Below are 26,587 nucleotides of genomic sequence, written 5' to 3' on the forward strand. Positions count from 1 at the left end.
TTATTCTGTCAAAACTTCTAATCCACTTTTTATTATTGTAACTTCTATTTTATTTGTTCTCAAATTATGAAATTCTCCGTCAATTTGCGTGTCTACGAAGATTTTCTTAGGCATTTCTATATTTATTTTTTCGATTAATGTGTGTCGTGCTTTTTCGAATTTTTCTATTTTATTTGATATTACTCTCATACCTAAAATTAGTTTATCAAATAAGTTTAGTTTAGAAATTACAACTAAATCTAATAGACCATCATTTAAACTTGCTTTAGGTGTTAAACTCATTCCATATCCCATTTCATTTGAATTAGAAATAAAAATCATGAAGGCATTTGTATTGACAATATGATTGTTAAATGAAAGTATCGTTTCCATCGGATTAAATTGAATACTTGATGCTATAGAAGCCCGAACATAAGAAAACAATGTTCTCTTACTGTAACTCTCATATTTTTTTATAATCGTTGCATCAATTCCAACCCCCACATTGCTAAAAAAATAATGGTCGTTTACTTTTCCAACATCAATAAATTGTGTGTTGCCTTTACGTATAATTTCCGTTGCTTTATCCAATGATTTTGGAATGTTTAGATTAGAAGCTAAACCATTTCCAGAACCAACTGGAATAATTCCTAATTTTATTTTGGTATTAATTAAACACGACGCCACTTCATTTATGGTGCCATCTCCGCCACATACTACAATACAGTCCGGATTGTTAGAAATTGCATTTTGGGTAAGGATGATTGCGTGTTTTTTATAATTTGAATAGTCAACTGCAATCTTATAAGTTTCCTTTGGAAAATGCTTTTCTAATTCGGTTTTGCCAATATTATGTTTTCCACTACCTGATATTGGATTAACAATAAAATGAATGTAAACCATTATTCAAGCAGCTTATTAGTAAATAAATAATCAGCAGTTTGATACCAAGAAATGGTTTCATTTAGGAAATTTTTGTCCAATGGCAATGGTTTTAATCTATTATCGGTTTTATTCCAAGTATAAAATGCTTGCTTCTTTTGGTCAGACAAAATCATTACTTTTTCTTTTTTCATCAATACTAATTTTCTGTATGTTCCTACTAATGCGCGTTCTTCAAAGTTTGGATTAAATACATTTTTACCAAAGAAATTGCTTTCGTAACTCCAATTCATCATTGAAAAAAATGTTGGAAAAACATCTATTTGAGAGCATTGTTTTTTTACTTTTTGGTTTATTGCTTCTGGAAAATTTATTATAAATGCCGGGATGTGATAATTGGCAACATCAATTTCATCTTTACCTGCACTACTAGCGCAATGGTCGGCAATAATTATAAAAACAGTATTCTTGAACCAAGGTTTGTTTTTGGCTTTTTGAAACATTTTTTTTAAGGCATAATCAGTATATTTTACAGCTCCTTCACGACCAGTTCCTGATGGAATATCAATTGCATTGTCAGGATAAGTATACGGTCTGTGGTTGGAAGTTGTCATTACAAAATTGAAAAATGGTTTGTTGTTTTTGTAATGTTCATCAGCCACTTTAAGCATTTTAGAGTAAATGTCATCATCACAAATACCCCAAGCATTTTCAAAAGTCACTTCGTTATCATTAATATTATTTCGTACCGTTTTAATTTTATCACTTAAAACGCTACCTCGTCCACGATCATAAATTGTAAATCCGTTGCCACCAAAATACGCGTTCATATTATCAAAATAACCATCGCCGCCATAAAAGAAATTTGAGTTATATCCTTTGGTTTTAAAAACATTTGAAACGGTATATAGGTTTTGATTTTCGGGACGTTTTACGATACTTTGTCCCGGTGTTGGTGGAATACAAAGTGTCATTGCTTCCATACCACGAACGGTTCTAGTTCCTGTGGCATATAAATTGTCGAAAAACACACTTTTTTGAGCTAAACTATCTAAAAAAGGTGTAATATTTTCTTTATTTCCAAACTCGTTCATAAAACTACCACTAAGACTTTCAACCAAAATAAATACTACATTCTTTTTACTTGGCTCTTGGTTAGTTGTGTCTGTTATTGTTCTGTGAATAGATAATCCTTCTGATTGGTATTTACTGTTTTTATCGCTCAATTTATTTCTAATAATAGCAAAAGCCGATTTGTTATTTACAGAAGTATAAAACTCATAGTATGCCATTTGATTGTTTCTGAAAGCTGCAAAAAATGAATAAATTCCCGATTTTGATATTTCAGCGTTGTATCTATTTTTAGACCATTCCGCCTGATTATTTGTTATAAATGTTGTAAAAAACAAACAAGAAACTACACCAGTACCTAACACAATACTTTTTTCTTTTAAAGTTGTAGTTTGTGAAAATGTGTTTTTGAAGGCATTTCTTTTATAAAATAGAAATAAGACTAAAAATACAATTAATGATACTCCACTAATTAATATTGGTAGAGGATATGATTGTTGAATGTTTGAAATAACTTCGTGAGTGTATATTAAATAATCTACTGCAATGAAATTAAATCTCGTTTTGAATTCGTCCCAAAAAGTAATTTCGGCAAAAAAGGTAAATACTAATATAAAGGTTACTACTGTGGTAAAAAACCAAATGAATATTTTATCAACCAACGAGCCAACCCATTTATTTGGAAAAATGAAGTAATAAATAATGGCAGGAAATACAATAAAACTAATTGTACCTATATCGAAAAATAATCCTGTTAGTACTGTTCCTAAAACAGTGAAAATGTTAAACGAAACTTCGTCGTATTGCCATATAAAAAAAATAATTCTTACTATCTGAGAGATAATAACAAACCATAATACAAAAGTAAGTAACAATGCGTATCTGGTTGATAAGTTGGTTTTTTTGAACATAATAGTTGGTAAATAATATTTTGAAAGAGAGTGAAATAGTGATTTGTAAACAGAAAAAAACACCCACACATACTGTCTAGATGCTTTAAAAAAAATCTAACTAACCTTGTCTTTAGTGATGAAATTACCGTTCTCGTCAAAAAGCAAATCCTTGCCTTTAATTTCGGCTTCGTATATTATAGTACCTTCTTCAGTAACAATTTTTGCTGCTTCTTTTACTTTTTGATTTTTATAATTATCCTTTAAGTATTGCAACGCATTTTTAGGCAATTGACTGACTTTAATTTCAATTTCTGTTTCAACAATTTTTCCATCTTGACTTAACAAAACCGAATTATCTACATTATTCAAATCAAAACTTGCTTCAAAGTTTTTCCCTTCCTTATCCCATTTTACTTCTTTTGCTTTTGGAAATTTTTGAAGAAGCGCATTTTTGACTACTTGAGGCACATTTTGCTCTTTCGTTTTTTGAGCAAACGACACTAATGATACCATTATTAAGGTTATCACAATTATTGATTTTTTCATTGCTATTCTATTTTATAAATTAATAATAGTCAAAGATGAAAACCAATTTAGAATAAATATTGAATTTTGGGCTTGGGACTGTTTTTTATGAAGTTTTTATGATATTACTTTCCAATAATCAGTTTTTGTTTTTCTATTTTATTGTTTTTAATAATGGCAACGGTTATTAATAGCATTAAAATTGTAAATAGTATAGCTGACGACAAGTAGTTCCAAAATTTAGACCGCCTTTTTCCAAAGGTTTTGTAAGTAAATCTCCAAAAGTTGCTCCGAATGGTCGTGTTAAAACAAATGCTAACCAAAACGTTTCTTTGCTAGAGCTCGTGGCGACTTATGGAAAGCTTTTTTTCCATAATTGCCCGAGAGAAGTTATGAAAAGTAAATGAACAATTTACCGAAAAACTAGCCATGAGTTTTAGCAATTGTTGGCAGATGCCCTTTATTCTTCTGTTTCCGTTCTGTTTTGTAATCCTTTCATAATTAGGTTTCGGGTTTCAATAAATTTAAGTCTGATAGGTATAAATACAAATCGGATTACAAAAAATATAAGTCACACATAAATAAATATAAATTGGATTGATATAAATAGGACAAACAGAAATGTAAATGCGAAACATATTTATATAAATGCGGAGCAGATATATATAATTGCGATAGCAATAAATATAAATCCGCTAGTTAGTTTTATATTTCTGTTTGTAACATACACTATTTTTATATCTCCAAAATCTTTACAAATAATACCAAACTAATTTGTTAAAAAGCTTGACCTATGCCGATGTAGAAGAGTTTATCTTCTTTTGATATTCCGTAATCAAATGATAAAATTGTGGACTGATTCCAAGCAATTCTTGCACCTAAACCATACGAGTAACGAATGTTTTTAAAGTTTAGATTTTGCCATTCGTCTCTTACTGTTCCTGCATCAAAAAATGGTGCGACACCGAAAGCAAATCTTTGTTTTCCTAATTTTGTTTCTGCAATTCTATATCTTATTTCAATATTTGTGAACCACATAGAACGTGCTAAAAACCGATTTGCTCGATAACCTCGCAATGATTGCTTTCCACCAAGTGCATTGATGCTACCTTCTGGACTCCATTGGTCTTGAAATTCAAAAAATGGGGCATTCGAGCCAAAAATGTTACCAACTCCAAATCTTCCAGCGATAACAGTTCTTTTTCCAAAAGGCAACTTTTGATATGCTCTTGCTTGAATAAAAAGTTTATTGAAATCAAATTGTGAGCCAATATATTTGCCAGAATATTCATTTGCTATTTCAAAATAGTAACCTTTGGTTGGGTCGGGTTCAAAATCTCTTGTGTCATAAATTAATGCGGTTTGTAAAATTGAAATCCAACCACCATTTAAGCCAGATATTAAGCCTTGATTAAAATCTCTTTGCAAAAGTGAAAATCCATTTGGAGCAGTAGTTTCTTCTCCTGAATTTGGATTTATTGCCTCTGCTTCCTCTCCCTCAAAAGTTTTATAACTTAAATTTTGAATTTCATAACCACCCATTACTCGCCATTTTCCGTTTCCTATTGCGTAATCTCCTTTTAGATTAAGCATATATTCTGTTTCTCTAAATCGGTTTGACAAGGCATCTGTCACAAAACTTGCTTCGCCAATTCCACCTGGTCTCAGCGTTTTTCTTGCTTTGTCAAATGCTTCATATGTTGAAAAAGTAATGTTTTCATTGGATGGCAATCGTAGATTGCCCAACGTTGATTCTGTTGAGCCAAAATATAAATTTGCTGGATTTTGTTGTGCTTTAAAATCAATTTTAAATCTCCAACGTGTTCCTTTATAATATGGTACATCTAAAGATAAAATTAATTCTCTTGCGTTTGAAGTGTAATATGCTGCATTAGCTTTTAGTTTTGCCAAGTAAGGTGTGTAGGCAAAAAGTGGATTTGTTCGTTCGCCGTTCCAATAGACATTACTTCTAAGACCAAAACCAAAACCTGTAACAGGATCTGATGAAAAGTCAGGCAAACCCGTTATGAAAGTTCCTTCTCGTTTTTTTGCAAGGTCATCATCTGACATTCGTTTTGATTTTACAAATGAAAGTGTATCGTTTACTTGTGCGTTAATCGAGTACGTTGAAATAGTTAAAATAAAGCAAAAGAGAATCTTTTTAATTAATTTAAGTTGCGACATAATTTTGGGTTCTTTTAATTATTTCGCAAATATCGTAAGTGATTGTGTTTTCATAAAAATGAAATAAGTGCAAAATGATTGATTTGTACCAATTACTTTTTTTACAAAAGATTTTTCTTGAATTGTGTTGGTGTTAAGCCTTTGAATTTCTTAAATGTAGCATTAAAAGAAGATTTAGAATTAAAACCTACATCTGTAGCGATTCCTAAAAGTGTAAGATTATTGTTTTGGTCGTTTTTTAGTCGGTTTACAAATTCTTCCACTCTATATTCATTTATGAAATCTTGAAAATTGGTATTCATATGTTCGTTTAAAACTTCAGAAATGTATTGACGCGGAATATTTAATTTATCTGAAACATCTTGTATGGATAATTTTCCATCAAGATATATTTTATCAATTTGCATTGCATTGATTAAAGCAGTTTTATATTTACTAATTGTTTCATCGTTTAGATTTGAGTTTTTGTATTTACCGATTTCTACTTTAGGTAAAATTTCTTTATTACCATTAAACAACTTAAAAGTTATAAAATAGAATAAAAACGCAACAACTATTAAAAGATATGAATTGAAATTTTGGTCGTATAAAAACGGTAATTCTGATAATCCAACGATTTTAAGAATATCATTAATGAGTGAAAAAACGAACAAAATAATGATTGGAATGATGAAATATATAATCCAATTTTTTCTTTTACTTGAAATTATGGAAAATAAAATTAGTAATAAGTAGATGATAAAAGTTAATTCGCAGAATACTTCTAAAACTTCAATGACTATATTAGTTTGAATTAATTTTATTTCAATTACTTCAAGAATTAGATAAATGATATTTGGTATGAAAAAACAGTAATCTGATTTTATAAACTTTTCTTTATTGCTTTTGAAATACCTAAAAAACAAAAATAGAAATGTTATAAAAAGTGTGTTATCGAAAAGAAACCAATCGGTGTTATTAACAAATATATTATTCTTGTCATCTCCAATAATGTATAAAACGATAGAAAATAAACTTCCGAATAATAACCAAAAAGTTGTGTTCTTATAACTATTGCGATTGTTATATAAAACAAAAAGGACGAAAAGTCCTTGAAGTAATGCAATAATTTGAATTGTTTTAAGCATCATTAAAATTTACTGTTTGCAAGATACAAAATTTGAAAAATATTTAATAGTGCGAAATATCTTTATATTATTTTAGATAATGTTTCTTTTTATCGAGGTTTTTATGCGTTTCGTGCAGCTCGAGGGTTTCTGCCATCAATAGTACTTCCGAAACTTTCAAAAAATAGTGTGCTAAAATTAGTAGCAGTAATAAACTTCCAATAAGCAACGCACCACCAAGAAACCCAAGACCTGAATTATCGGCTAAAAAGTCGCCTAACGCTGTACCCAATGTATTAGAAAATAAAATAGCTATCCAATAGAATGTTTCACCATGAAATGTATTAATATCGTTTACGGATACTGATTTCTCCGTTTTTTTCCATGCTACAAATGTTGCAATCAATATTGTAATTAGAAGTAATGAACCGGTGGCATATCCTAAGCCTAATGTGCGATCCATAAAATCTGACATTGTAGTTCCAGCTGTGCTTGTTGCCAAAATTACTGACCAATATAGCATTGGTTTGTACTTTGTAGCATACAATTGCAATTGAAGAGTAACAATGAAAAAACCAACTAAGATTAATGAAATCAATGCATAACCAATATTTAATGTCATTGAAAATAAATCTCCTGCTGTTTCACCTAAAGTGGTAGCGCAAATTTTCATTATCCAAAACGCCATTGTAATTTCTGGTAATTTTTTCATTAGAACTAATTTAGAATTTATAGTTGTAACCCAGTCTTATTACTTGTGTTTCGTAATAGTCATTGCTAGTATAACTAAAATCTTGTCCTTGAATTTCTTTTTTAATTACCAAAGTATTTAATAGGTCAGTAGCATTTATAAAAAATTCTCCTTTACCATTTTGAACTGATTTTTTCAATCCTAAATCAATAGAAAATCTTGATTTAATTTTGCCTTGCGGAATAATATCTGGTGCTAAATAAACAGCCGTTAGTTGCGCATCCACTTTTTTAGTTAAGTGCAATGTGTTGTTCCACTTTATATTTCCTGAGAAAACATCTTGTTTTGCTGCCGAAAAAGTATTTGGCTGTGGATATAAATTTTGAACTGTAAACGCACCGATTTGATTATAATAGGCATTAAGATTAATATTGGAAGAATACCATTTTACAATATCTTGTGAAATGACCATTTCAACACCTGTATTTGAACTTTTATTTACGTTTTGAAAAATGGCATAAATCAGATTACTACTAGGAACTGTAGAAGCTATTCTTGTTATTGTAGCATTGGTAAAGCGATGGTAGATAGCGGAATATAAATAGCCTTTTTTCAAATTTCTTTTGAAACCTAATTCCACTAAATTAGTGAATTGTGGTCTTAGTCCAGGATTACCAACTTTGATAATTTCGGCATCGTCGTACTTTGGAAATATTCTAATATCTACTTCGTTTGGTCTGTCAATTCTGCGGTTGTAGAACAATGATATTTTGTTGTCATCATTGATTTTATAAGCAAAACGGAAATTAAGAAATGGTTCGAAATACGAATATCCATCAGTTCTATAGGTTGGATGGTTTGGATTTACCTCGTATTCTAAATCTAAGTATTCTAGGCGTAATCCGATTTCGGCTTCGATTTTATTGGTTTCATAAATGTAGTTTCCATAAACTGCTGGAATAATTTCTTCATAGGTTGCTTTACCACCTGCACTTGCATCCAAAGGCGAATTATTTCCTGGAAAGAATTGCATGTTTGTTGGAATAATACGGTTTCGAAATTTGAACCCTGTTTCAATTCGTCCGTATTTTAAAGGTTTTATGTAATCGATATTTAGATCTATTACACTTTCATCTGATAATAATTTGAAGGAATCTTTACTCGAAAAACTTGGCAAAATGTTATCGAAGAAATATTTTTCATCTTCTCTATGAAAGGTATAATTGAAGCCAATATTTAACAAATGTCCGGCTTGCTTGAATTTATGTTGATATGCAGCAGTTCCCATCACTGTTGTTTTTAATTCATCCTCTAAAAATTGCCAAAGTCGTAATCGTTCGGAATAGTCTGCATTAAAAAAAGGTTGGTCGCCGTTATCAATAATTTTTTCTGAACCAAATAAACCCGAAACGGTTAGCGTATTGTAATCATCGATATTCCAATCAATTCCCGATTTAATTGTTGAAAAATGGGTGTTTCGATTTCTTTTTAATTGTTGGCTAATTATTGTGCCGTCATTGTATGTTCGTGTTACAAATTCATTTTTATTTAGGGTTTCTGTGTATAGATAATCGCCTTGAAAAAACGCATTAATTTTATTTTTGCGATAATTGAGTGATAGTGTAGGATTGATTTTTGGTGTTAATGAATATTGTGGTCTTATTGTAGGCAAATTTTCTTTTCGTTCCCACAAAGCACCTAAACCCGACGTAAAACCCACTTTACCATTAAAGCCTTCTTTTTTGTTTTTCTTATAGATGATGTTAATAATTCCAGCATTACCATTGGCATCGTATTTTGCAGATGGATTATTAATGATTTCTATTTTATCTATTGCTGAAGCAGGAATATTATCTAAACCCGATTGATTTCCGAAGCCTGTTAAAGCAGTTTGCTTACCGTCAATCAATACGGTCACTTTATCATTGCCTCTAATTTGTACTTTTCCGTCTTGGACTGTAACCCCTGGTAAGTTTTGCATGGATTGTAAAACAGAGCCGCCACTTTGACTAATATTGTCAGCCATAGAAAAGGTTTTTTTATCCATTTTCTCGCTGACAGTATTTGTTTTTGATACTACTACTACTTCTTGTAAGGTTGTGGCATCTTCTTCTAATTCGATAGTGCCTTGATCTAAAAACTCGGAAAGGGATCCAACATAAACTGATTGTGTCTTGATTTTGAACCCAATAAAGGAGAATTCTAAAATATAGTTTCCAGATTTGATATTGGCCAATGAAAATCGACCTTCCTCATTTGTTATTGTTCCGGCAATTAAAGTAGCATCTTTAGAAGTTTTTAATGCCACATTTACAAATGGTAATGCAAGTTTAGTTGTTTTGTCTTTTGTGTTACCCGACACTGTTACTGATTTATTTTGTGCCCTTAAATTTGCTACCGATAATAGTAGCATTGTTACTAATAGAACGTTTTTAATTCGCATCATGCTTTTTCCTTTTATTTTTTTTGAACAAAGTTCTGAATGGAATTTGAAGAAATATTGAATTTTAAAAAACTATTTCGAATTTATGCATTCTATCCATAAAATAGTAGTTAACGGACCAATGGTTTGTATCCGCAATTTTTTTAATGATCGATAATCCTAAACCATTTCCTTGAGAGGATGGATTGGATTTAGAAAAACGCTCAAACATTTTTTCAGTCTGTAAAGCTATGAGTATTCCTGTATTTGCGAAAGTTATACTATGATTAGTAAGTTTGATTATAACTTGACCATTTAATACATTGTGATTTATGGTGTTTAAAAATAAGTTACTGATTATCATTTCTGCCAGAAAATGATTTGATTTGGCTTCAACTTCATTTGATAATTCTGTTGTAATATCTATTTTTTTTGAAAGTGCTTGTTCATTAAAAAAGGTTAGTTGATTATTGATAATATCTTTTATGTTTATTTTCTCAATCTCATTGTATGAATTGCTATCAATTTTTGATAACACCAACAGATTTTTATTAAGTTTAACCAACCTTGTGGTAGTGTTGTTTAAATCATCAATCAATTTAAATTGTTCTGAGTTTAGGTCATTTCTTTGAAGTATATTCTCTAATTTACCTTTAAAAATTGCAATTGGTGTTTGCAACTCGTGTGCTGCATTTTCTATAAACTCTCTTTGACTTTGATAAATGCTAGAGTTTTTATGGATTAAGCTATCGATGGCACTATTTAATCGGTTGAACTCTTCGGTTGTGTTTTTAATTAATTTTACTGAAGTAGATTTGTCAATTTCAAATTGTTCCATTTTGTCTAAAGCTGCATAAAATGGTTGCCATAATTTTTTTGAAATTATTTTGGTGATAATGAAAAAGCCTATAATTAAAAGTACTAATAGTGAAATGAAAAGAATTACAGTACTTCCAATTAGATTTTCTTTTTCGACCATATTTATTTTGGCAGAAAAAGTGAACCATTTGCCTTCAATTTTTACTGGAGCGTTGAGCACTCTAAATGGTTCGTTTTCTTTAGTTAATGCATCGTAATAACTATGATCAAATAAACTGTCTTTTTGTATGCCATTGAATTTTTCGAGATTTACATCGCGATTGAACTTGTTCCAAAGCGTTATGTCCATTATAGTTAAATCATCTTTAGTAAATTTATCAAATTGCTTTTTTATCGCATATAAATCCTCATTAGCATCGTCTTCATATAAAATATTAGAAATAATATAAAATACAGGACCAACTGTGATTAGTATTACTAGCGCATAGATAAAATAATAATTTAGTGTTTTTTGAAGTAGTTTTTTATTCATCTTGCCATTTATAACCTGTTCCATAAACTGATTTTAGATAATCTGTTGCGCCCATTTCTTTGAGCTTCTTTTTCATGTTTTTAATGTGCGCATATACAAAATCATGATTGTCTAACATGTCCGCCATATCACCCGATAAATGCTCGGCAATGGCACTTTTGGATAAAACTTTATTTTTATTACCAATCAAAAATAGTAATAAATCCATTTCCTTTTTGGTAAACTCGATTTTCATGCCTTTGATTTTGACCGACTTGCTTATTGTATCTATTTCTATTTCATTAAAGGAAATCACATTTTTTCCATTGAATTGTTTTCGTCGAACTAATGCTTGAATGCGAACTAATAATTCTGATAAGTGAAATGGTTTTGTTAGGTAATCATCGGCACCAAGTGTTAGCCCTTCAATCTTAGTTTCTAGAGTGTCTTTGGCAGAAATTATAATTACTCCATCTGTTTTGTTTTGCTTCTTTAGGGCTTCTAAAATTTTAAATCCATTACCGTCAGTCAACATTAAATCTAAAAGAATACAATCGTACGAATATAAAACTATCTTCTCGATAGCACCTTTTAAGGTAGTTGCTGATTCACAAAGAAAATCGTTACTGCTCAAGTAATTTATGACACTTGTTGCAATTTCGATTTCATCTTCTATTATTAAAATTTTCATATCACAAAGAAACTAATCAATTTTGAATATAAATTGAATTTTGCTAATATTTCAAACTCATACCTACACAAAATCCCATATCGTTATCATAATGTATTCATGTACTTAGGTTTCTTTTCATAATATATTTCAAGCCAAAAATGTATAATTTGTCAGTATTCCACATTAAATCCATTCTTATACTTTTAGAAACTGGAATGTCCATTGGTTCTAAGTGAAATCTGAAATTACCATCGGTAAAGACTTCAGCTTGTTCTTTTATAACCATTGGTATTGTATTTTAAAGACATTTGCTAAAAACGGAACGATTGTCTTTAGCATTGGACTGCTTTAAAAGGTTTTTTTCCATTTGGCCACCTTCCATTCCTCTACAAAGCCAATCAAAGCAAATGAATGGCATTAACATTGTGTTTTGCCAATATATCTACCAATATTTGTTTCTGTTCCAAGACCACGTTGGAATTCGAAACAAAAGTGAAATTATTTTATATTCTCGAAAAATGTCAAGACAGGTATCAAGAGTTCGATTTCAAACCCTGACAGCCCACACAAAGACAAACAACGCCATTGGATTCCAATGGTGTTGTTTTTAGTTAACATTCTTGACAAATTAGTTCGCTTAATTTTTTGGATCAAAACCAAAACCTAATTATCACAAAAACAAATATCAGTTTATTTAAAAAAAACAATCGTAGTATTATGTTTTGTGTACTATTGTAAAAAGACACCCTTGCTTATTTAGCACATATACACCAATAAAGAGGTAGATATACGCTTTAAAGTAGCGTATATATACAAGTTAGCCGTCATTGCGGAAATTAGGATAAATAACAAGAAGATGCCGAAAAACTAACTAATGAACTTTTAAAATTCTACTAAACAATAAAGCAGTACACAACAGCTACAACAGATTTGGACAATTGGCTTAATGGAAAGTTGATCTTGTATTTAATGATTTGGCAAATCCGAAAACAGAGTTTAATTTAGTCCCAAACCCATTGTAGTACCAAGAAGTTAGGCGTCATTTTTCAAAAAAATACGTTGAAAACATAAAATTAAATGGTAATATTTCTCAATTTTAGTTGCAACTCTAATTACAATATTTATTCTAATAGAATTTTTTGAAGATGAATTTTTTTCAAAGAACTATCTTTGAATATCAGAAATAATGAAGGCATTTAATAAATGAATTTGTAAAAAACCGATCTAAACAAATGTAAAAATTAATCCTAGGACGGTTTTAATGGCTCAGAAACTGTCCATAATAAGAAATATTTGAATTTCAAGTATTTTCTGAAACCATTATCCCAAAATGTTTCATCAATAAGTTTTTTGACAATATTTTTTTCTGTTCCTTTTTTATTAGTTTGCTTGAACCTGTATATACTCTTCATCTGTTACCGCTTCTAACCAAACTGGTACACCGTTTTTGGTATTTGTAATGGCTACTTGTACAAAATGGGTATCAATACTCGCACCGTGCCAATGTTGAATATTTGGTGGACATTTGATTACATCCCCTTTACGAAGTGTTTTTTTAGGTTGCCCTTTTTCCTGATAATATCCAACTCCATCGGTTGCTAACAAAATTTGTCCACCCGGATGAAGATGCCATTTTGTTCTTGCTCCGGGTTCAAAGGTTACATTTCCCACTGAGGTTGGATTAAGGCTATCAGCAGCTATCAGCATTTGTAAATAAGCTGTGCCAGTAAAATTAGCATTTGTGATTTTTTCTCCTTTAGGGAAAAGAAGTGATTTTTGTGATTCTGTTTTTGTTGAAAGTGTTGGTTTATTTTGTGCTTTACAAGAAAATACAAATATTCCAATAAGCAATATTCCTGCTATATTTTTAAGTTTCATCTTTTTAAATTTTAAAGATTAGTTTGATAAAAATTCACCAATTTATTTACGGCTTGCGATACATAATCAGGTTTCCAATAGGTTTCAATATGAGTAGCACCATTAATAAGAAATAATTCTTTGTTTTTTGCATTGGTCGCTTTGTTAAAAGCATCGTCAGTCATATAAAAACTATCGGCTTTACTACCTGCTATCATTAATAATGGTTGATTTATCAAGTCCATATTGGTACTAGCATCAAACGTCATTAAATCCATAAGACTGCTTTTAGTATACTTAAATGTAGAATTTGGATGCGCATGTGTTTTGCCGTAATACTCAAATCCTTCACGGTATAAATCAAACGGCAATGCAGCTATTTGTTTATCCGTAAGCTGAGTATCGCCTACATACATAATTGTACCGCCTGCTGCTTCTTGTGTGCGGGCATCAGAAGCTTCTTTTAATCGTTGCTGGATTGTAGAAAATTGCGAATTCATAAAACCATTACGCCTTACTACACCTGAATTGAACATACTCACTGTGGCTATTGCTTTAAATCGTTTGTCAGATTGGGCTGCCTTTAAAGAATAACCGCCGCCACCACAAATTCCTAATAATCCAAGTCTTGAAGTATCAACTCCTTTGTATTGAGAAATAAAATCGGCCATTGCGTGTACGTCTTCAATTCGGTTTGCCGGTTTATCCACATTACGAGGCTCGCCGCCGCTGCCACCTTGGTAAGCCGCATCTGCCGTGATTGTAATATAGCCTTGTTCTGCTAAACGTTGTGCATATAATCCTGCAACCTGTTCTTTTACACCGCCATTAGGGTGTGCAATGACTATTGTTGGGTATTTTTTTGATGTATCAAAGTTAGCAGGTGTGTAAACATTAGCAACTATTGTAATTTCTTTAATTTTATAGTTCACAGGATGGATGTTTACTTTTCCCTTTACATTTTCTGTGATAGCTCCATCATATACTAAGGTATATGGATTTTGCTTTTGTTCCTTTTGGGTAGTTTGAGCACTTGACATCTGTACCGTTATTATTGAAATTACTATTGTGATTATTAATGCTATTTTTTTCATTTATTTTATTTTTAAATTATTTTTCTATTTACTTTTCAACACTTCGCTTACTACTTCTTTTGCAACTTTAGTTTTCTTTGCGCCTATAAATGGTTTGATCACGACTAAAAATTCTTTCAACTGTTCAGGGGATACACCTAGATTGATAGCAATTGATAAATGACTTTTTAGCATGGGTTCAGCATCACCAATTGAACTTATAACAGAAATTGTAACCAATTCTCTTTGAGTAAAGGTTAAAACGTCTCTTTCAAAAATATCTGCAAATAGGTGTTCTTTTAAAAAAGTATCTAGTACTGGTGCAAAAGCAGAATATCCTGTAAGTGTATTCGGTTGTGGTGTTTTGGTAAGTTGCTCTAAAATGGTTTTACCTCTTTCATATTTATTGCCATCCTCTTTGATAGGAGAAGCTTCTTTGCCAGATTCATCGTTAATCCCTTTTGTTCTTCGTTCGCTAAGCACTTCCATAAAAGTTTGCAATCCTCTAATACTCCTTGGAAAACCGCAATAGGCGTAGGTATGGATCAATATTTCTTTTATTTCATTCACAGTAAGTCCCGCTTCAAGACCTTTGTTTAACTCTGATTTTAGAGTGACTAAATCGCCTTTGGTTGTCAGTGATGCAATGGTAATAATGCTTTTTTCTTTTGCGCTTAAATTACTTTCGATAGTTGTCAACTGTTTTGCTTTAACATCATTAGGAGACAACGTAATGCATACAATAATGACTATTAAACTGAAAATTTTAAAATCCTTCATCTTTATTTTATTTACTGTTATTTCAAATATTTCAATTCTTCAGAATCCCTATTTTTTTTAACCATGTTTGTATTTCTTTTTCGGCTTCAATTTTCTTTTCACCTTCCATTACAAATAAAATTCCATCTCTTTCTTTACCTCCTTGAATGGAAAATCCTTCCAATATTTTGCATTCAGTGCATAGCTCTTTAATCTTATCAAAACTGCTTCCAATACCATAACCAGCATTGGTGTTAAACGGAATAATAGTTTTACCTTTTAAATTGTATTGACTTAAAAAACTTCTCATTGGCGGCGGTAATTGCATTCCCCAAGTTGGAAAACCTATAAAGACAGTATCATATTTTTCAATGCTGTCAATTTTGGTTTTAAGTGCGGGTAAAAAATCAGTTTCATTTTCCTTGGCGACCTGATTAACAATTGCTTTGTAATTTTCAGGGTAAGGATTTTGAAGCTCAAGTTCAATTAATTTGCCACCAGTTTGTTTATGAATGATTTGGGCAACTGTTTTCGTGTTTTTTGTTCGAGTCAGATAGACAATTAGAATACTATTTTTATTCAAAACATCTTTTTCTTGCTTAACAGTACTTTGTGCTTTGGAACAGCTCGAAAATAAACTAGCTGTTATTATCATTATTAAACAACATGTGGTTACTATTTTCAATTGAATTATTATTTAGGATTATATGTCGGCTGTATTTAATTAATTCAGCTTTTTGTCTTTTAGCCATTTACTCATTAAATCAGCCACTTCTATATTATTTAAATCTGAAAAAGGAAAATGTGTATTGCCTTTGAGACCTGCCTCAGGAAGATGTACTACGGTTACATCTCCACCATATTTGTTTACTACATCTCGCCATAAACGCGCCATTTGTAGTCGTACTCTCCATCCGTCTGACCCAGGATTGTTAGAGAGGCTTTCAGGAATATTATCACCATAATAAATGACAATTGGTATTTTAGTTAGCTTCATAAATTCTTTCATAGGAATCGAACTTGCTTCAAGTGAACCTGCCGAACTCGTTAAAGGAGATGGAACTTCACCCTCAGGAAATAAGAATCCGCTACCTGGTTCGTAAGATACTATTGCTTTGACATTTTTATTTTTTACAGCAGTGAGCCATCCCATACCACCAGAATGGGAATGTGTAACTAAAATTGCAGGGCCTATTTTGTTGAATAATGCTGAAACCGCATCTGAATTAACATTACTATCGATAGCACCAATGTTTGGAACCATAGATCGAAAATATTGATTTAGTGTTTCCGTGTCTTGAGCAAATTGGACACCATCAAAATAATTGGGCCAAACACCAATACGGAAGACATCAAACCATTGCTGTTCATCTGGAGTTGGATTGATGGTAGCTGCTACAGTACTTCTGCCAGCATTCCCTCTCCTTGGTTGATCAATCACATAGACAGGAAAGTTTCTGCGGAGAAAAATATTTTGATAGCCTTCTCGTCCGTCGGGCGTGCTTTCCCATGTTTTAGAAAACTGACCTATGCCGTGCCACATCACCAATGGATATTTGCGAGCCTTTACAGGAATTTGATAAAAAACATAGGCGTGGTCTCCACGAAACGTTTGTCCTTCAGGAGTAGGTTTGTATGGATCGAATGTGCCAGGATTGGTAATGATAGTTCCTCCAACAGCAAAACTTCCTTGTTCTATAATTAGTAACGGTTTTTGTTTCTTGCTTTTTTGTGCATAAAACGATGATTGGAACATCAATAATAAACAAAATATACTCAACGATCTTATTACTTTATTTTTCATCATAATTGTTTTTATTTATTGTCTTCAAATGCCTTTTCTATTACATCTAATCGTGCTTTTCTGTAATCCGAAAAATTACCTGCCGATCCATCTGGTTTAAATTCAAAAATATCATTTTTAGCGCTATCATATACCGGCCAAAGAGGTAATCCATTTCCATTTGGATTGCCCGTTTTAGCAAAGTTAACCCAATAGGTATTCATCATTTTAGCTATTTCCTGATCTTTCGTATCAAATTTAGAACCATTGCGTTCTATTAGATTGTCAAATACAAAAGGAATTTCTGATGCATGTGAGGCTCCATATTTCATTCTATCCTTCATAGAAATAGGTACATAAGAAAAGAGATAAGTATATACTGGTATCAATTTTGAAGTAAAAGCTCTAGCGGTAAACCTCGCAGGCTCCGCCCATACTTTATCTGTATTGACTAATGTTAGCATCTTAGCAAAATCAACAGTACCATCAGCTTCATAAGCTGTAGCAGCTTCTTCACTAAAATTACCAAACAATTTTAGTAATTCTTCTTTAGATTTTGCATTAACAAAACCTGCTGGAACTTCAGCACTATTTGAACCTATGAGAAGAGGAACATGAGCCTGTCTGCCTGCCTTGTAAGCACTCTCTGCTGTTTCAACAACCAGTTTACCGTCGAGAATAGGACCAGAATAGATAGGTATACCCCCAGGGCCATCAGTTTCCTGACCTCCATCTATAATATCAGCAACACTAAGGGAGCGGAGTTTTGCTAATACTGTTGCGTCCGTGCCTTCGATTCCATGTTTGTGGGCAAAGTTTTTTCCAATTATTTCTGCAGAAACGGGGTAGTGTGGGTCGGTATTCTCTTCCTGAATTGGTCTTCCTGTCAGTACGCCATCACGACCACCGCCTGACTCGATTATTGCCTTTTGGAAAAGACCTTTTGCAGCGGGTATAGTCAGCAGTGAATGCACCGAAACACCACCGGCTGACTCGCCGAAAATGGTTACGTTTTTTGGATCACCACCAAAAGCGTTAATGTTTTCCTTTACCCACTTGAGTGCAGCTATCTGATCCATATAGGCATAATTGCCTTTAGGTTCTTCTGGATGTTCCTTGCTTAATGCTGGAAATGCAAAAAATCCAAGCCGTCCTAACCGATAATTGAAAGAAACAAGTACAATATCCTGTTTTGCAAATGCTGATCCTGTAAATCCATTTCCACCACCACTGCCTCCTACAAATCCGCCACCGTGAATCCAAACCATAACAGGTAATTTTGATTTTTTTGTAGCTGTAGCTGGTGTCCAAATATTAAGAAATAAGCAATCTTCAGATGAATTTTGTGCCATGCCTGCACCACGAGGCCAACTCGCCTGTGGACAATCTGCACAAAACTTGCTTAAATCTTTAACTCCGCTCCAAGCAGTAACTAGCTGTGGAGGTCTCCAACGATTTACACCCACTGGTGCTGCCGCATAAGGAATACCTTTGAAAACTGAAACATCTCCTTCAGTTATACCACGCAGTAGTCCAGAAGCTGTTTTTACTATTGGCGTTGCTCCCGCAGTTGCATTGTCCATCTTTTGTTGTGCGTATAAACTGCAACCAATAATTATTGCTAAACCTATTACTATTTTTTTCATTTTTAAAATTTTATTGTCCTGGAGTCATCAGCTTGGTGAACGACAGTGAACCTAATTTCCAATTATCATTTACCTTAACATATACTTCGGTTACAATAAAAGGATTGGTAACTTCATTCCCTCCTACTACTGCTAGTAGTGTAATTCTGTTTAAAAGGATCGCGGTATTACCGATAATGTTTACTGACACTTCGTGAACATCTGCTTTCTTGTAATGAATTCCTCCACTTTTAATTACATTGATTTCTTGGGCTTTCCCCCAACTTCCTCCCATGTGTACAAAGACAGATTTATCATCAAACAAAGGGGTAAGTTTATCGACATTTTTATCGGCCATCCATTCCCATTTTTGTTTTGAAAGCGAAATAATTTCTTGCTCAGCTGTATTTTGAGCAAAAGTATTAGTTGTAAATAAAACAAGAAGAAGTAGTCCAAAGATTGATTTTTTCATAGTACTAAATTTTAGTATTATCTATTTTTTATTGTTATTTCTGAATTTGATGCTTATCTCGAACACTACTGAATGTTAAAGCTAACAATTTCCAATCTTTACCTTGTTTTTGATAGGTTTCTGTTACGGTAAATTCAGTCACGACTTCGCTTCCTCGTACTATCGCTTCTAGGGTAATTCTGTTCCAAAGGATTGCCGTTTTTCCAAAAGTCTCTATTGCTAAATCATGAATTTTGGCATTTTTATACCAGATTCTTCCCGTTTTAATAATATCGAGTTCTTCGTCTTTTTTCCAAGTGCCACTCATGTGGACAAATTTTGATTTGTTGTCAAAGAGTGGTTCTAATTTGGTAATATTTTTATCGGCCATCCACTCCCATTTTTGTTTAGAAAGTTGAATAACTTCTTGTTCAATGGCTGAATGAGTAGGCGCAACAGTAGTTGATTTGTTTTCTTGTGCAAAAGAAAATTGGAAGCTTGCTACTGCAATAAGACTCATAATTAATGTTTTCATATCGTATATTTTAAATTTATATTCTAATTATGGTTTTTTCTTTAACGGAGCTTCCACATCAGAAAAAGCTTGAACAAAGGCAGGTAATCTTTCACCCTGAATTTGAATAGCATCCAATTGATTATTGAATTCCTTTAGTTCAGCTGAGGTGAATTTTATTTCATCTGCTCCAATATTTTCCAGCATGTGTGCCATCTGTGTTGTGCCGGGTATTGGAACAATCCATGGCTTTTGTGCCAGTAGCCAAGCCAGTGAAATTTGACCAGGAGTGGCGTGTTTTTGCTCACTCCAGTTTTTTAATAAATCTCCAAGTTTTAAGTTGTGTGGTAGATTCTCTGGCGAGAAACGGGTTTCATTTCCTCGGATATCACCCTGAGCGAAACGTGTCTGGGCATCAATGGCTCCAGTAAGAAAACCAACTCCAAGAGGACTCCATGGAACGAAACCAATACCGAGTTCCTCACAAAGCGGTATGATTTCCTTTTCCGGACCACGCCATAATAACGAATATTCGTTTTGAATCGCTGTTACAGGATGAATAGCATGTGCTCGTCTTACGGTTTGCGATCCCGGCTCAGACAATCCATAATGCAATACTTTCCCTTCTTTTATCAAATCCTGAATAGCTCCAACTACATCTTCAATGGGAACCTGCGGGTCTACACGATGTTGATACAATAAATCAATTCTGTCCGTACGAAGTCTCTTCAACATTCCTTCCACAACAATTTTGATGTGTTCAGGACGACTGTTTAAGCCTGGTAATCGAGCACCCGTTTCTTGGTTAATATTCCACCCAAATTTAGTTTCGATGACTATTTTATCACGGAAAGGTGCTACACCTTCTCCCAGAATTCGTTCTACTTCAAAAGGACCGTAAGCCTCTGCTGCATCAAATAAGGTGACTCCTTTATCAAAGGCAGTTCGAATAATATTGTGCATTTCTGGACGAGAGGGAATAGTAGTTTGATACGTACGGCTCATATTTTGAACACCAAGTCCTATGCTGGAGACTTCAAGTGAAGCGCCAAGTTTGCGCTTGCTTGAAACAGTGGCTGGTGTTAATTCTTTATTTTCAACAATTGGTGTTACCGCATTGGATTTTGCTAAAGAATTAAAAGGCAAAAATGCACTTCCTGCCAAAGCGAGTCCTGCTGTTTTTAAAATGGATCTACGATTCATAATTAAATTTATTAAAATAGGATAACTTATACTACTCAACAAATTTCCGACGAAGGTGGGATGTTATTGGTACATAGATTACGGATTGTTCTACCAATATTACTTATTGTGATTATTATATGATAATTGATATCTCCAAATGCATAAATTTGTATTGTAAAATTATAATTATCATGAACAAAGTAGTCAAGTTTAATACAGTTAGTGAATATAATGCATTTAATAATAGCGAAACTTTACATCCATTAATAAGTGTAATTGATTTTTCTAAAGCCGACGAAAGATCTTGGGAAGGAGAGAAGACTGTTAGAATTTATTATGGCTTTTATTGTATCTTTTTGAAAGATATAAAATGTGGTGATTTGCGCTATGGTTGTGATTACTATGATTATCAAGAAGGCACGTTGGTTTTTGCTGGACCAGGGCAGGTAATGGAAGTAGAGACTGACGGTAAAGTATATCAACCAAAAGGATATGCCTTAGTTTTTCATCCTGATTTAATACATGGCACTTCTCTTTTTAAAAGTATAAATGATTATAATTTTTTCAGTTACAATGTAAATGAAGCATTGCATTTGTCGGAACGCGAAAGACAAATTGTTTTAGACTCTTTTTCAAAAATCCATTTAGAATTACAACTTGGAGTTGACAAGCATAGCAAGAAACTTATTGCTTCAAATATTGAATTGTTTTTAAACTATTGTGACCGTTTTTATGACCGCCAATTCATAACAAGAGAAAATGTTAATAAAGGAATTTTAGAAAAATTTGAAGAGGTGTTAAACAGTTATTTCACAACTGATAAACCCAATACAGTTGGTTTGCCATCAGTTGCATATTGTGCTGACGAACTGCATTTATCCGCCAACTACTTTGGTGATTTAATAAAAAAGGAAACAGGTAAATCAGCTCAAGAATACATTCAAAATAAAATAATTGATGTAGCAAAAGACAAAATTCTGGTAGACCATTTGACTGTAAACGAAATCGCTTATCAGTTAGGCTTCAAATACCCGCAGCATTTTTCTAGATTGTTTAAACAGCGAGTAGGATACACTCCTAATGAATATCGAAGTTTGAATTAAAACCATATTAGTAACCCGATAATTTGACCAAATAAAAAAAACTACAAAATATAGGAAAGTATATTTGTCGGTTTTGTGACCCTGTCGGGACAATTTTCGAACCTTTTTTTAAAAGATCTGGAACTTTTGAGTGGACCATCATATATTTAATAAAGGAAACAAAAACATTAAATTATATCCTTAACTCCATATCCACTTTAACTTGGTATATTCATTTAGTCCAAGTATTCCTAAACTCAAGTCTTTGTTTGCTTCATTTCGCTAATGACTATTTTTACATCTATTATTGGTTTTCTTTTAGATATGCAGTAATTCATTAAAATCGAAGAAGTTAAACTTTTTTACATTAGTGCACCAAATAAATCTAAATTCAGTATTTTTGCATAGTGAAACAGTCAGTAAACATAGCAACAATTTTTCCCAAACACTTATTTTGGGATATGGATTATAGCAAACTTAATCTTTCTAAAGATAAGTCTATTATTATACCAAGGGCTTTATATGCAACAACTCCAGAAACATTTGAAACAGACATTCTAAAATTAGAAGCATTGTATTCTGCTAAAGATATTGTTAAATACTTAAAATTAACGACAGAGAATATCAGTAACAAAGTTTGTATAAGTGTTGCAAAAAGATACAATGTAAAGCCATTTCTTCGTTTTTCGCTCTAATTTATGAAGGCAGTTACTCCAGCAATAATTAAAGCCATCATAGAATTACAAACATTACCAACAGTATCAAAATTTACTTTAGGTGGAGGTACAAATCTAGCATTACAATTCAATCATAGAGTTTCTGATGATATTGATTTCTTTTACGATGGAATAATTGGCAAAGAAGGATTTAAAAACATCGAAAATGAAGTCAAAAAGTACTTTGGCACGAAAGCAAAAAGCTTTGACGATCCTTGTGATATAAACGACCAATATTGCTTTCTGCGTTTCTTTCTTGATTTAGAAGATGGTTTAACCATAAAAGAGGAGATGCTTCAAAACATGAAGAATTTGTTCGGGGTAGAAGTAAATCAAGGAATAAATTTACTTTCAAAAAAAGACATTGGTTTGTTCAAACTAATCAGTACCTCAAACCGTTCTACCAAAAAAGACATTTATGATTTAGACTTCATAAGCGATACAATTTCATTAATCGATTTATATGAAGACTTAAAAGCAAAAACACTTAAATTCAATAAAGAAGAAGATAAAACAATATTTGATTTAAGTAAAAACAAGACACCTATTGACAATCCAGAATTATTATTAAAATTTGAAGATAATTCCGATTATTCAAAGTTTCCATCACACACAAACGATACAATACAAATCATCGATGGAAGCAAAACTTGGATTGAGGCAAAAATAAGTTGGCGTTCAAAAGTAAGAAGACTTTACAGCCATTTAGGTAAAGATTTCCCTGGACCAAAAGGAATTAAAATCAAATAACTATAAAAAAGGATCGCTATCGGTAATCTTTTTGCACCCGCCCAGTCAACCCTCTAGTAGCATATTGTCGCTTTCTCCGTAAACTCCACAACTGCAATAAGCTACTTTACAACCCTTGAAAGAAGTTTTTAAAATTTATAGAACTCAATAAAGAAGAAATTTTTCGGGTTGGAATGAGCGCAAGCAGTTAAAAACAATTTCGATACGACATTCCCCTATTTTAAATATTTAATTTTATATTTTCGAAAAATGTCAAAATAGGCACCAAGTGTTCGATTGCAGTCCCTGACAGCCCACAGAAAGACAAACAAAGCCACCGGAAGACAGTGGCTTTGTTTTTTAGTTGCTAATTTAAATAGGTAATCACTTAAAGCGGACAGTAAGCATTTTCTAATCCGGGAGAACCAAATTTTTGCCCGGTTCGCCACCTTCTACATTGCGCTCTGGCCATATGACATCTAATCTTGAACGATTTATATACCATTTACCATCTAAAAGTTTATATTCATCCGAATACAACCCTAACAACAATAACGGGCTTTCTCCATTATTCCTTTCACTAACCAAATCAATCAGGTAGCAACGCCCTTCTGCCGTATCAGGACTTGTCAGTTCAACCCATTGATTGGTTATGCTATGAAGGAATGGATAGCTGCCATGGTTCTGCTGATCATAGTCCGAAAATGCCTTTTCTAATCCTGCCTTGATTTCAGCACGGCCTCGCCAAGGATTTCGATCTGTCTGGCAAATGGCATCCTCAGAAAATAGTGAAATTACACTTTCTATATTATTACCATCCAGGTAATGTGCGTACCTGATTCTCAAATTCTTGATTTCTTCAATTGCAATAAATTTCTCTATTGTGCTTATATCCATAATTACTTTATATTACTTGTTGTTATAATTTTTCTTCCACTAAATTATTCATATTAAAAGCTTCTGCGAGTAGCTTTACACCTTTGATCCGGTTTTCTGCACCAAAAATATTTGGCATTATCATAATTTCGCTGGTATTGTAAAAACTGGCTAATATCTTAATCTGCCGCTTTACACTTAATGCATCCCCTACAATAATACGATTCCGGTTATAGCGTATAGTTCGTTTTTCCTGCTCAGTATAGGTATAGTCCGCAATGGCTCTGGGTGACAAATAAAAAGGTGTTTCCCTTCCGGATTCAATCATGAGCAGCCAATGGTCAAAAGATCTGGCAAGCTTTTCAGCTTCTTCCTCCGTTGCAGCTACAGCCGCAAAAGTAGCTACTATAGTTTTTGGACTTTGGTGCATCTCAGAAGCTACAAAATTTTGTTCATAATTCTTTATTGCAGCAACACCATCATCACCAGGATTAATGAAATGTGCAAATACAAATGACATACCTTCTTTTGCGGCAAAGGTGCCGCTATATTCACTCGTTCCAAGTGACCAAAGCCTTGGCTTGGTGCTAATTTTCGGCATTACTGGCAAGCTTGAAAGATCTGAAAAATATTTTTTAAGGTCATGAAGTTGCTGCCCATAAGGAACAATTATGCTCTTTCCAAGATTTAAGGCCGCACTTGCAAGCTTATCGCCTCCGGGCGCGCGTCCCACACCCAGGTCAATTCGACCAGGATATAATGCTTCTATTAGTTTTATACCTTCTGCCACCTTGTAAGCACTGTAATGTTGGAGCATCACCCCACCTGACCCAATCCTGATTGATTGGGTGCTGGCTGCAAGATGCATCATCAGCATTTCGGGATTACTGCCTGCCAAGGTTTGCATTCCATGATGTTCCGATACCCAAAAACGCCTGAATCCTAAACTGTCTGCAAGATTTGCCAATTTGGTAGTGGCACGCAAAGCATCTTGGGAAGAAGTGTTTTCATCTATGGGTGAATAATCTAAAATACTTAAATCAATCATAATTGTAAAAGTTCATTTAACGTTGGGCTACAACAGGATAATCAGTATACCCTTTTGGACCAGGTACATAGTAAGTACTTCGGTCCGCAGCTTGCAATGGCAGATCCTGTTCAAATCGTTCTGCTAAGTCGGGATTACTGATGAACAGTTCGCCAAACGAAACCATATCGGCAATGCCTTCCTCTATAGCTTTGTTAGCGGTGTCTTTTGTAAATCCTTTGTTAATAATCAGGGTTCCATTGTAAAGTGCCCTATATCGTTTTGCAGTATCCCAAACAAATTCGAAAGGGTCTTCTATTGTATCCATCGAAAAACCTGAAATGTGAAGGTAGGCAAGGCTATAATCGTTTAATCGTGTGGTAATATATTCGAAAAGTGCATCAGTCTCATCATCTGTTACTATCCCAAATGTATTATGCAGCGACGGGGCTATGCGCACACCGACTTTAGAAAGAGGAATTTTTACGCTGATCCTGTCCAGTATATCGAATAGAATCTTTGCCCGTTTCTCTAAAGTCCCGCCATAGTTGTCGTTCCTCAAATTTGAACACTTTGCAAAGAACTGGTGTAGAAGATAGCCATTAGCCCCATGTAGTTCCACTCCATCGAAACCGGCTTCGATAGCATTCATGGCAGCCTGTTGGAAATCAACAATGGTTTGTTCAATATCCTCCGGTGTCATTTCCTTTGGTACAATGGTATCCTGAAATCCATTTTTGGTAAAACACTTAAAGTGCGGATTAACGGCTGATGGGGCTAACGGTAGTTTCCCCTCAAGTAAATCCGGATGGGAAATGCTGCCGACATGCCATAACTGCGCAAAAATTTTCCCTCCCTTTTCGTGCACCGCAGCTGTTACCTTTTTCCAACCTTCTATCTGGCTTTTGGTATAAATATTAGGCACATTGATATATCCGATGGCGTGACCGTTAATAAAGGTACCTTCAGAAATAATCAGCCCGGCTGAAGCTCTTTGCTGATAATATTCAGCAATGAGGTCGGTTGCTTTTAATTCCTCGTTATCGGCACGGCAGCGGGTCATTGGCGCCATTACTATCCTGTTTTTAAGATTTAAATTATTTTGATTGTACGTTTCTAAAAGCTTCATAAAGAACTATTTTGTATTTTTGACA

Annotated in this window: 24 protein-coding genes and 1 pseudogene; 3 read left to right on the plus strand and 22 right to left on the minus strand. The window is 33.2% G+C overall.

The genetic code is table 11. From position 1 onward, the window contains the following. The 19 genes and pseudogenes from Q1W72_RS06080 to Q1W72_RS06165 form a co-directional block, all read right to left on the minus strand. Nucleotides 1–882: a diacylglycerol kinase family protein gene (locus tag Q1W72_RS06080; RefSeq protein ID WP_099715581.1), complete on the minus strand. Its 882-nt coding sequence runs from the start codon at nucleotides 880–882 to the stop codon at nucleotides 1–3. After that, complete coding sequence (locus tag Q1W72_RS06085) at nucleotides 882–2,843, minus strand: LTA synthase family protein (protein ID WP_099715580.1); 1,962 nt, start codon at nucleotides 2,841–2,843, stop codon at nucleotides 882–884. The genes Q1W72_RS06080 and Q1W72_RS06085 overlap by 1 nt, the downstream gene beginning before the upstream one ends. 96 nt (nucleotides 2,844–2,939) lie before the next feature. After that, complete coding sequence (locus Q1W72_RS06090; RefSeq protein ID WP_099715579.1) at nucleotides 2,940–3,371, minus strand: PepSY-like domain-containing protein; 432 nt, start codon at nucleotides 3,369–3,371, stop codon at nucleotides 2,940–2,942. Nucleotides 3,372–3,546: 175 nt separating this feature from the next. Further along, a pseudogene (locus tag Q1W72_RS17030) lies at nucleotides 3,547–3,636 on the minus strand (hypothetical protein); the annotation flags it as partial. A 491-nt stretch (nucleotides 3,637–4,127) separates the two neighbouring features. Then, complete coding sequence (locus tag Q1W72_RS06095; RefSeq protein ID WP_099715578.1) at nucleotides 4,128–5,534, minus strand: DUF5982 domain-containing protein; 1,407 nt, start codon at nucleotides 5,532–5,534, stop codon at nucleotides 4,128–4,130. Between the two features lie 101 nt (nucleotides 5,535–5,635). Next, nucleotides 5,636–6,664, minus strand: coding sequence for an AraC family transcriptional regulator (locus Q1W72_RS06100; protein WP_233206905.1), 1,029 nt, complete (start codon nucleotides 6,662–6,664; stop codon nucleotides 5,636–5,638). A 64-nt stretch (nucleotides 6,665–6,728) separates the two neighbouring features. Beyond that, nucleotides 6,729–7,352, minus strand: a complete 624-nt coding sequence (locus Q1W72_RS06105) for a hypothetical protein (protein WP_099715577.1) — start codon at nucleotides 7,350–7,352, stop codon at nucleotides 6,729–6,731. Nucleotides 7,353–7,362: 10 nt separating this feature from the next. Beyond that, nucleotides 7,363–9,777: an outer membrane beta-barrel protein gene (locus Q1W72_RS06110; RefSeq protein ID WP_233206904.1), complete on the minus strand. Its 2,415-nt coding sequence runs from the start codon at nucleotides 9,775–9,777 to the stop codon at nucleotides 7,363–7,365. A 61-nt stretch (nucleotides 9,778–9,838) separates the two neighbouring features. Next, nucleotides 9,839–11,128, minus strand: coding sequence for a HAMP domain-containing sensor histidine kinase (locus Q1W72_RS06115; RefSeq protein ID WP_099715576.1), 1,290 nt, complete (start codon nucleotides 11,126–11,128; stop codon nucleotides 9,839–9,841). Beyond that, nucleotides 11,097–11,774, minus strand: a complete 678-nt coding sequence (locus Q1W72_RS06120) for a response regulator transcription factor (protein WP_099715575.1) — start codon at nucleotides 11,772–11,774, stop codon at nucleotides 11,097–11,099. Before Q1W72_RS06120 ends, Q1W72_RS06115 begins: the two co-directional genes overlap by 32 nt. Nucleotides 11,775–13,136: 1,362 nt before the next feature. Continuing rightward, nucleotides 13,137–13,634: a cupin domain-containing protein gene (locus Q1W72_RS06125; protein ID WP_113633792.1), complete on the minus strand. Its 498-nt coding sequence runs from the start codon at nucleotides 13,632–13,634 to the stop codon at nucleotides 13,137–13,139. A gap of 11 nt (nucleotides 13,635–13,645) precedes the next feature. Beyond that, entirely contained in the window at nucleotides 13,646–14,707 is a 1,062-nt protein-coding gene (locus Q1W72_RS06130) for an alpha/beta hydrolase (RefSeq protein WP_302137638.1), read from the minus strand. 24 nt (nucleotides 14,708–14,731) lie between these two features. After that, nucleotides 14,732–15,466 (minus strand): carboxymuconolactone decarboxylase family protein, encoded by a 735-nt coding sequence (locus tag Q1W72_RS06135; protein ID WP_302137639.1) that lies wholly within the window; start codon nucleotides 15,464–15,466, stop codon nucleotides 14,732–14,734. Nucleotides 15,467–15,497: 31 nt separating this feature from the next. Further along, nucleotides 15,498–16,100 carry a flavodoxin gene (locus Q1W72_RS06140; RefSeq protein ID WP_302137640.1) on the minus strand — a complete coding sequence of 201 codons (603 nt, stop codon included), beginning with the start codon at nucleotides 16,098–16,100 and terminating at the stop codon, nucleotides 15,498–15,500. Nucleotides 16,101–16,169: 69 nt separating this feature from the next. Further along, nucleotides 16,170–17,252: an alpha/beta fold hydrolase gene (locus tag Q1W72_RS06145; protein WP_302137642.1), complete on the minus strand. Its 1,083-nt coding sequence runs from the start codon at nucleotides 17,250–17,252 to the stop codon at nucleotides 16,170–16,172. A gap of 8 nt (nucleotides 17,253–17,260) precedes the next feature. Next, complete coding sequence (locus tag Q1W72_RS06150) at nucleotides 17,261–18,874, minus strand: carboxylesterase/lipase family protein (RefSeq protein WP_302137643.1); 1,614 nt, start codon at nucleotides 18,872–18,874, stop codon at nucleotides 17,261–17,263. 10 nt (nucleotides 18,875–18,884) lie between these two features. Then, on the minus strand, nucleotides 18,885–19,325 hold the full coding sequence (locus Q1W72_RS06155; RefSeq protein ID WP_302137645.1) for a nuclear transport factor 2 family protein: 441 nt from the start codon (nucleotides 19,323–19,325) through the stop codon (nucleotides 18,885–18,887). Between the two features lie 34 nt (nucleotides 19,326–19,359). Continuing rightward, complete coding sequence (locus Q1W72_RS06160) at nucleotides 19,360–19,839, minus strand: nuclear transport factor 2 family protein (protein WP_302137646.1); 480 nt, start codon at nucleotides 19,837–19,839, stop codon at nucleotides 19,360–19,362. Between the two features lie 27 nt (nucleotides 19,840–19,866). Beyond that, nucleotides 19,867–21,021, minus strand: a complete 1,155-nt coding sequence (locus Q1W72_RS06165; RefSeq protein WP_113633800.1) for an aldo/keto reductase — start codon at nucleotides 21,019–21,021, stop codon at nucleotides 19,867–19,869. Nucleotides 21,022–21,194: 173 nt separating this feature from the next. On the opposite strand from Q1W72_RS06165, the gene Q1W72_RS06170 reads away from it, so the two are divergent. The 3 genes from Q1W72_RS06170 to Q1W72_RS06180 all read left to right on the plus strand — a co-directional run bounded on the left by Q1W72_RS06170 (nucleotide 21,195) and on the right by Q1W72_RS06180 (nucleotide 23,551). Further along, on the plus strand, nucleotides 21,195–22,106 hold the full coding sequence (locus Q1W72_RS06170; RefSeq protein ID WP_113633801.1) for an AraC family transcriptional regulator: 912 nt from the start codon (nucleotides 21,195–21,197) through the stop codon (nucleotides 22,104–22,106). 440 nt (nucleotides 22,107–22,546) lie between these two features. Further along, nucleotides 22,547–22,780: a hypothetical protein gene (locus Q1W72_RS06175; protein ID WP_113633944.1), complete on the plus strand. Its 234-nt coding sequence runs from the start codon at nucleotides 22,547–22,549 to the stop codon at nucleotides 22,778–22,780. A gap of 3 nt (nucleotides 22,781–22,783) precedes the next feature. Next, nucleotides 22,784–23,551, plus strand: coding sequence for a nucleotidyl transferase AbiEii/AbiGii toxin family protein (locus tag Q1W72_RS06180; RefSeq protein WP_302137647.1), 768 nt, complete (start codon nucleotides 22,784–22,786; stop codon nucleotides 23,549–23,551). 390 nt (nucleotides 23,552–23,941) lie between these two features. Here Q1W72_RS06180 and Q1W72_RS06185 read toward each other — a convergent pair whose 3' ends face one another. From Q1W72_RS06185 to Q1W72_RS06195, 3 genes are read right to left on the minus strand one after another with little or no spacing between them, the layout of a single operon-like run. Then, entirely contained in the window at nucleotides 23,942–24,427 is a 486-nt protein-coding gene (locus tag Q1W72_RS06185; RefSeq protein WP_302137648.1) for a nuclear transport factor 2 family protein, read from the minus strand. A gap of 22 nt (nucleotides 24,428–24,449) precedes the next feature. Continuing rightward, nucleotides 24,450–25,454, minus strand: a complete 1,005-nt coding sequence (locus Q1W72_RS06190) for an LLM class flavin-dependent oxidoreductase (protein ID WP_302137649.1) — start codon at nucleotides 25,452–25,454, stop codon at nucleotides 24,450–24,452. 16 nt (nucleotides 25,455–25,470) lie between these two features. Next, nucleotides 25,471–26,562 (minus strand): alkene reductase, encoded by a 1,092-nt coding sequence (locus tag Q1W72_RS06195; protein WP_302137650.1) that lies wholly within the window; start codon nucleotides 26,560–26,562, stop codon nucleotides 25,471–25,473. Nucleotides 26,563–26,587 lie beyond the last annotated feature (25 nt).

Origin of the sequence: Flavobacterium sp. ZE23DGlu08, from assembly GCF_030505335.1 — a bacterium.
Classification (GTDB): domain Bacteria; phylum Bacteroidota; class Bacteroidia; order Flavobacteriales; family Flavobacteriaceae; genus Flavobacterium; species Flavobacterium algoritolerans.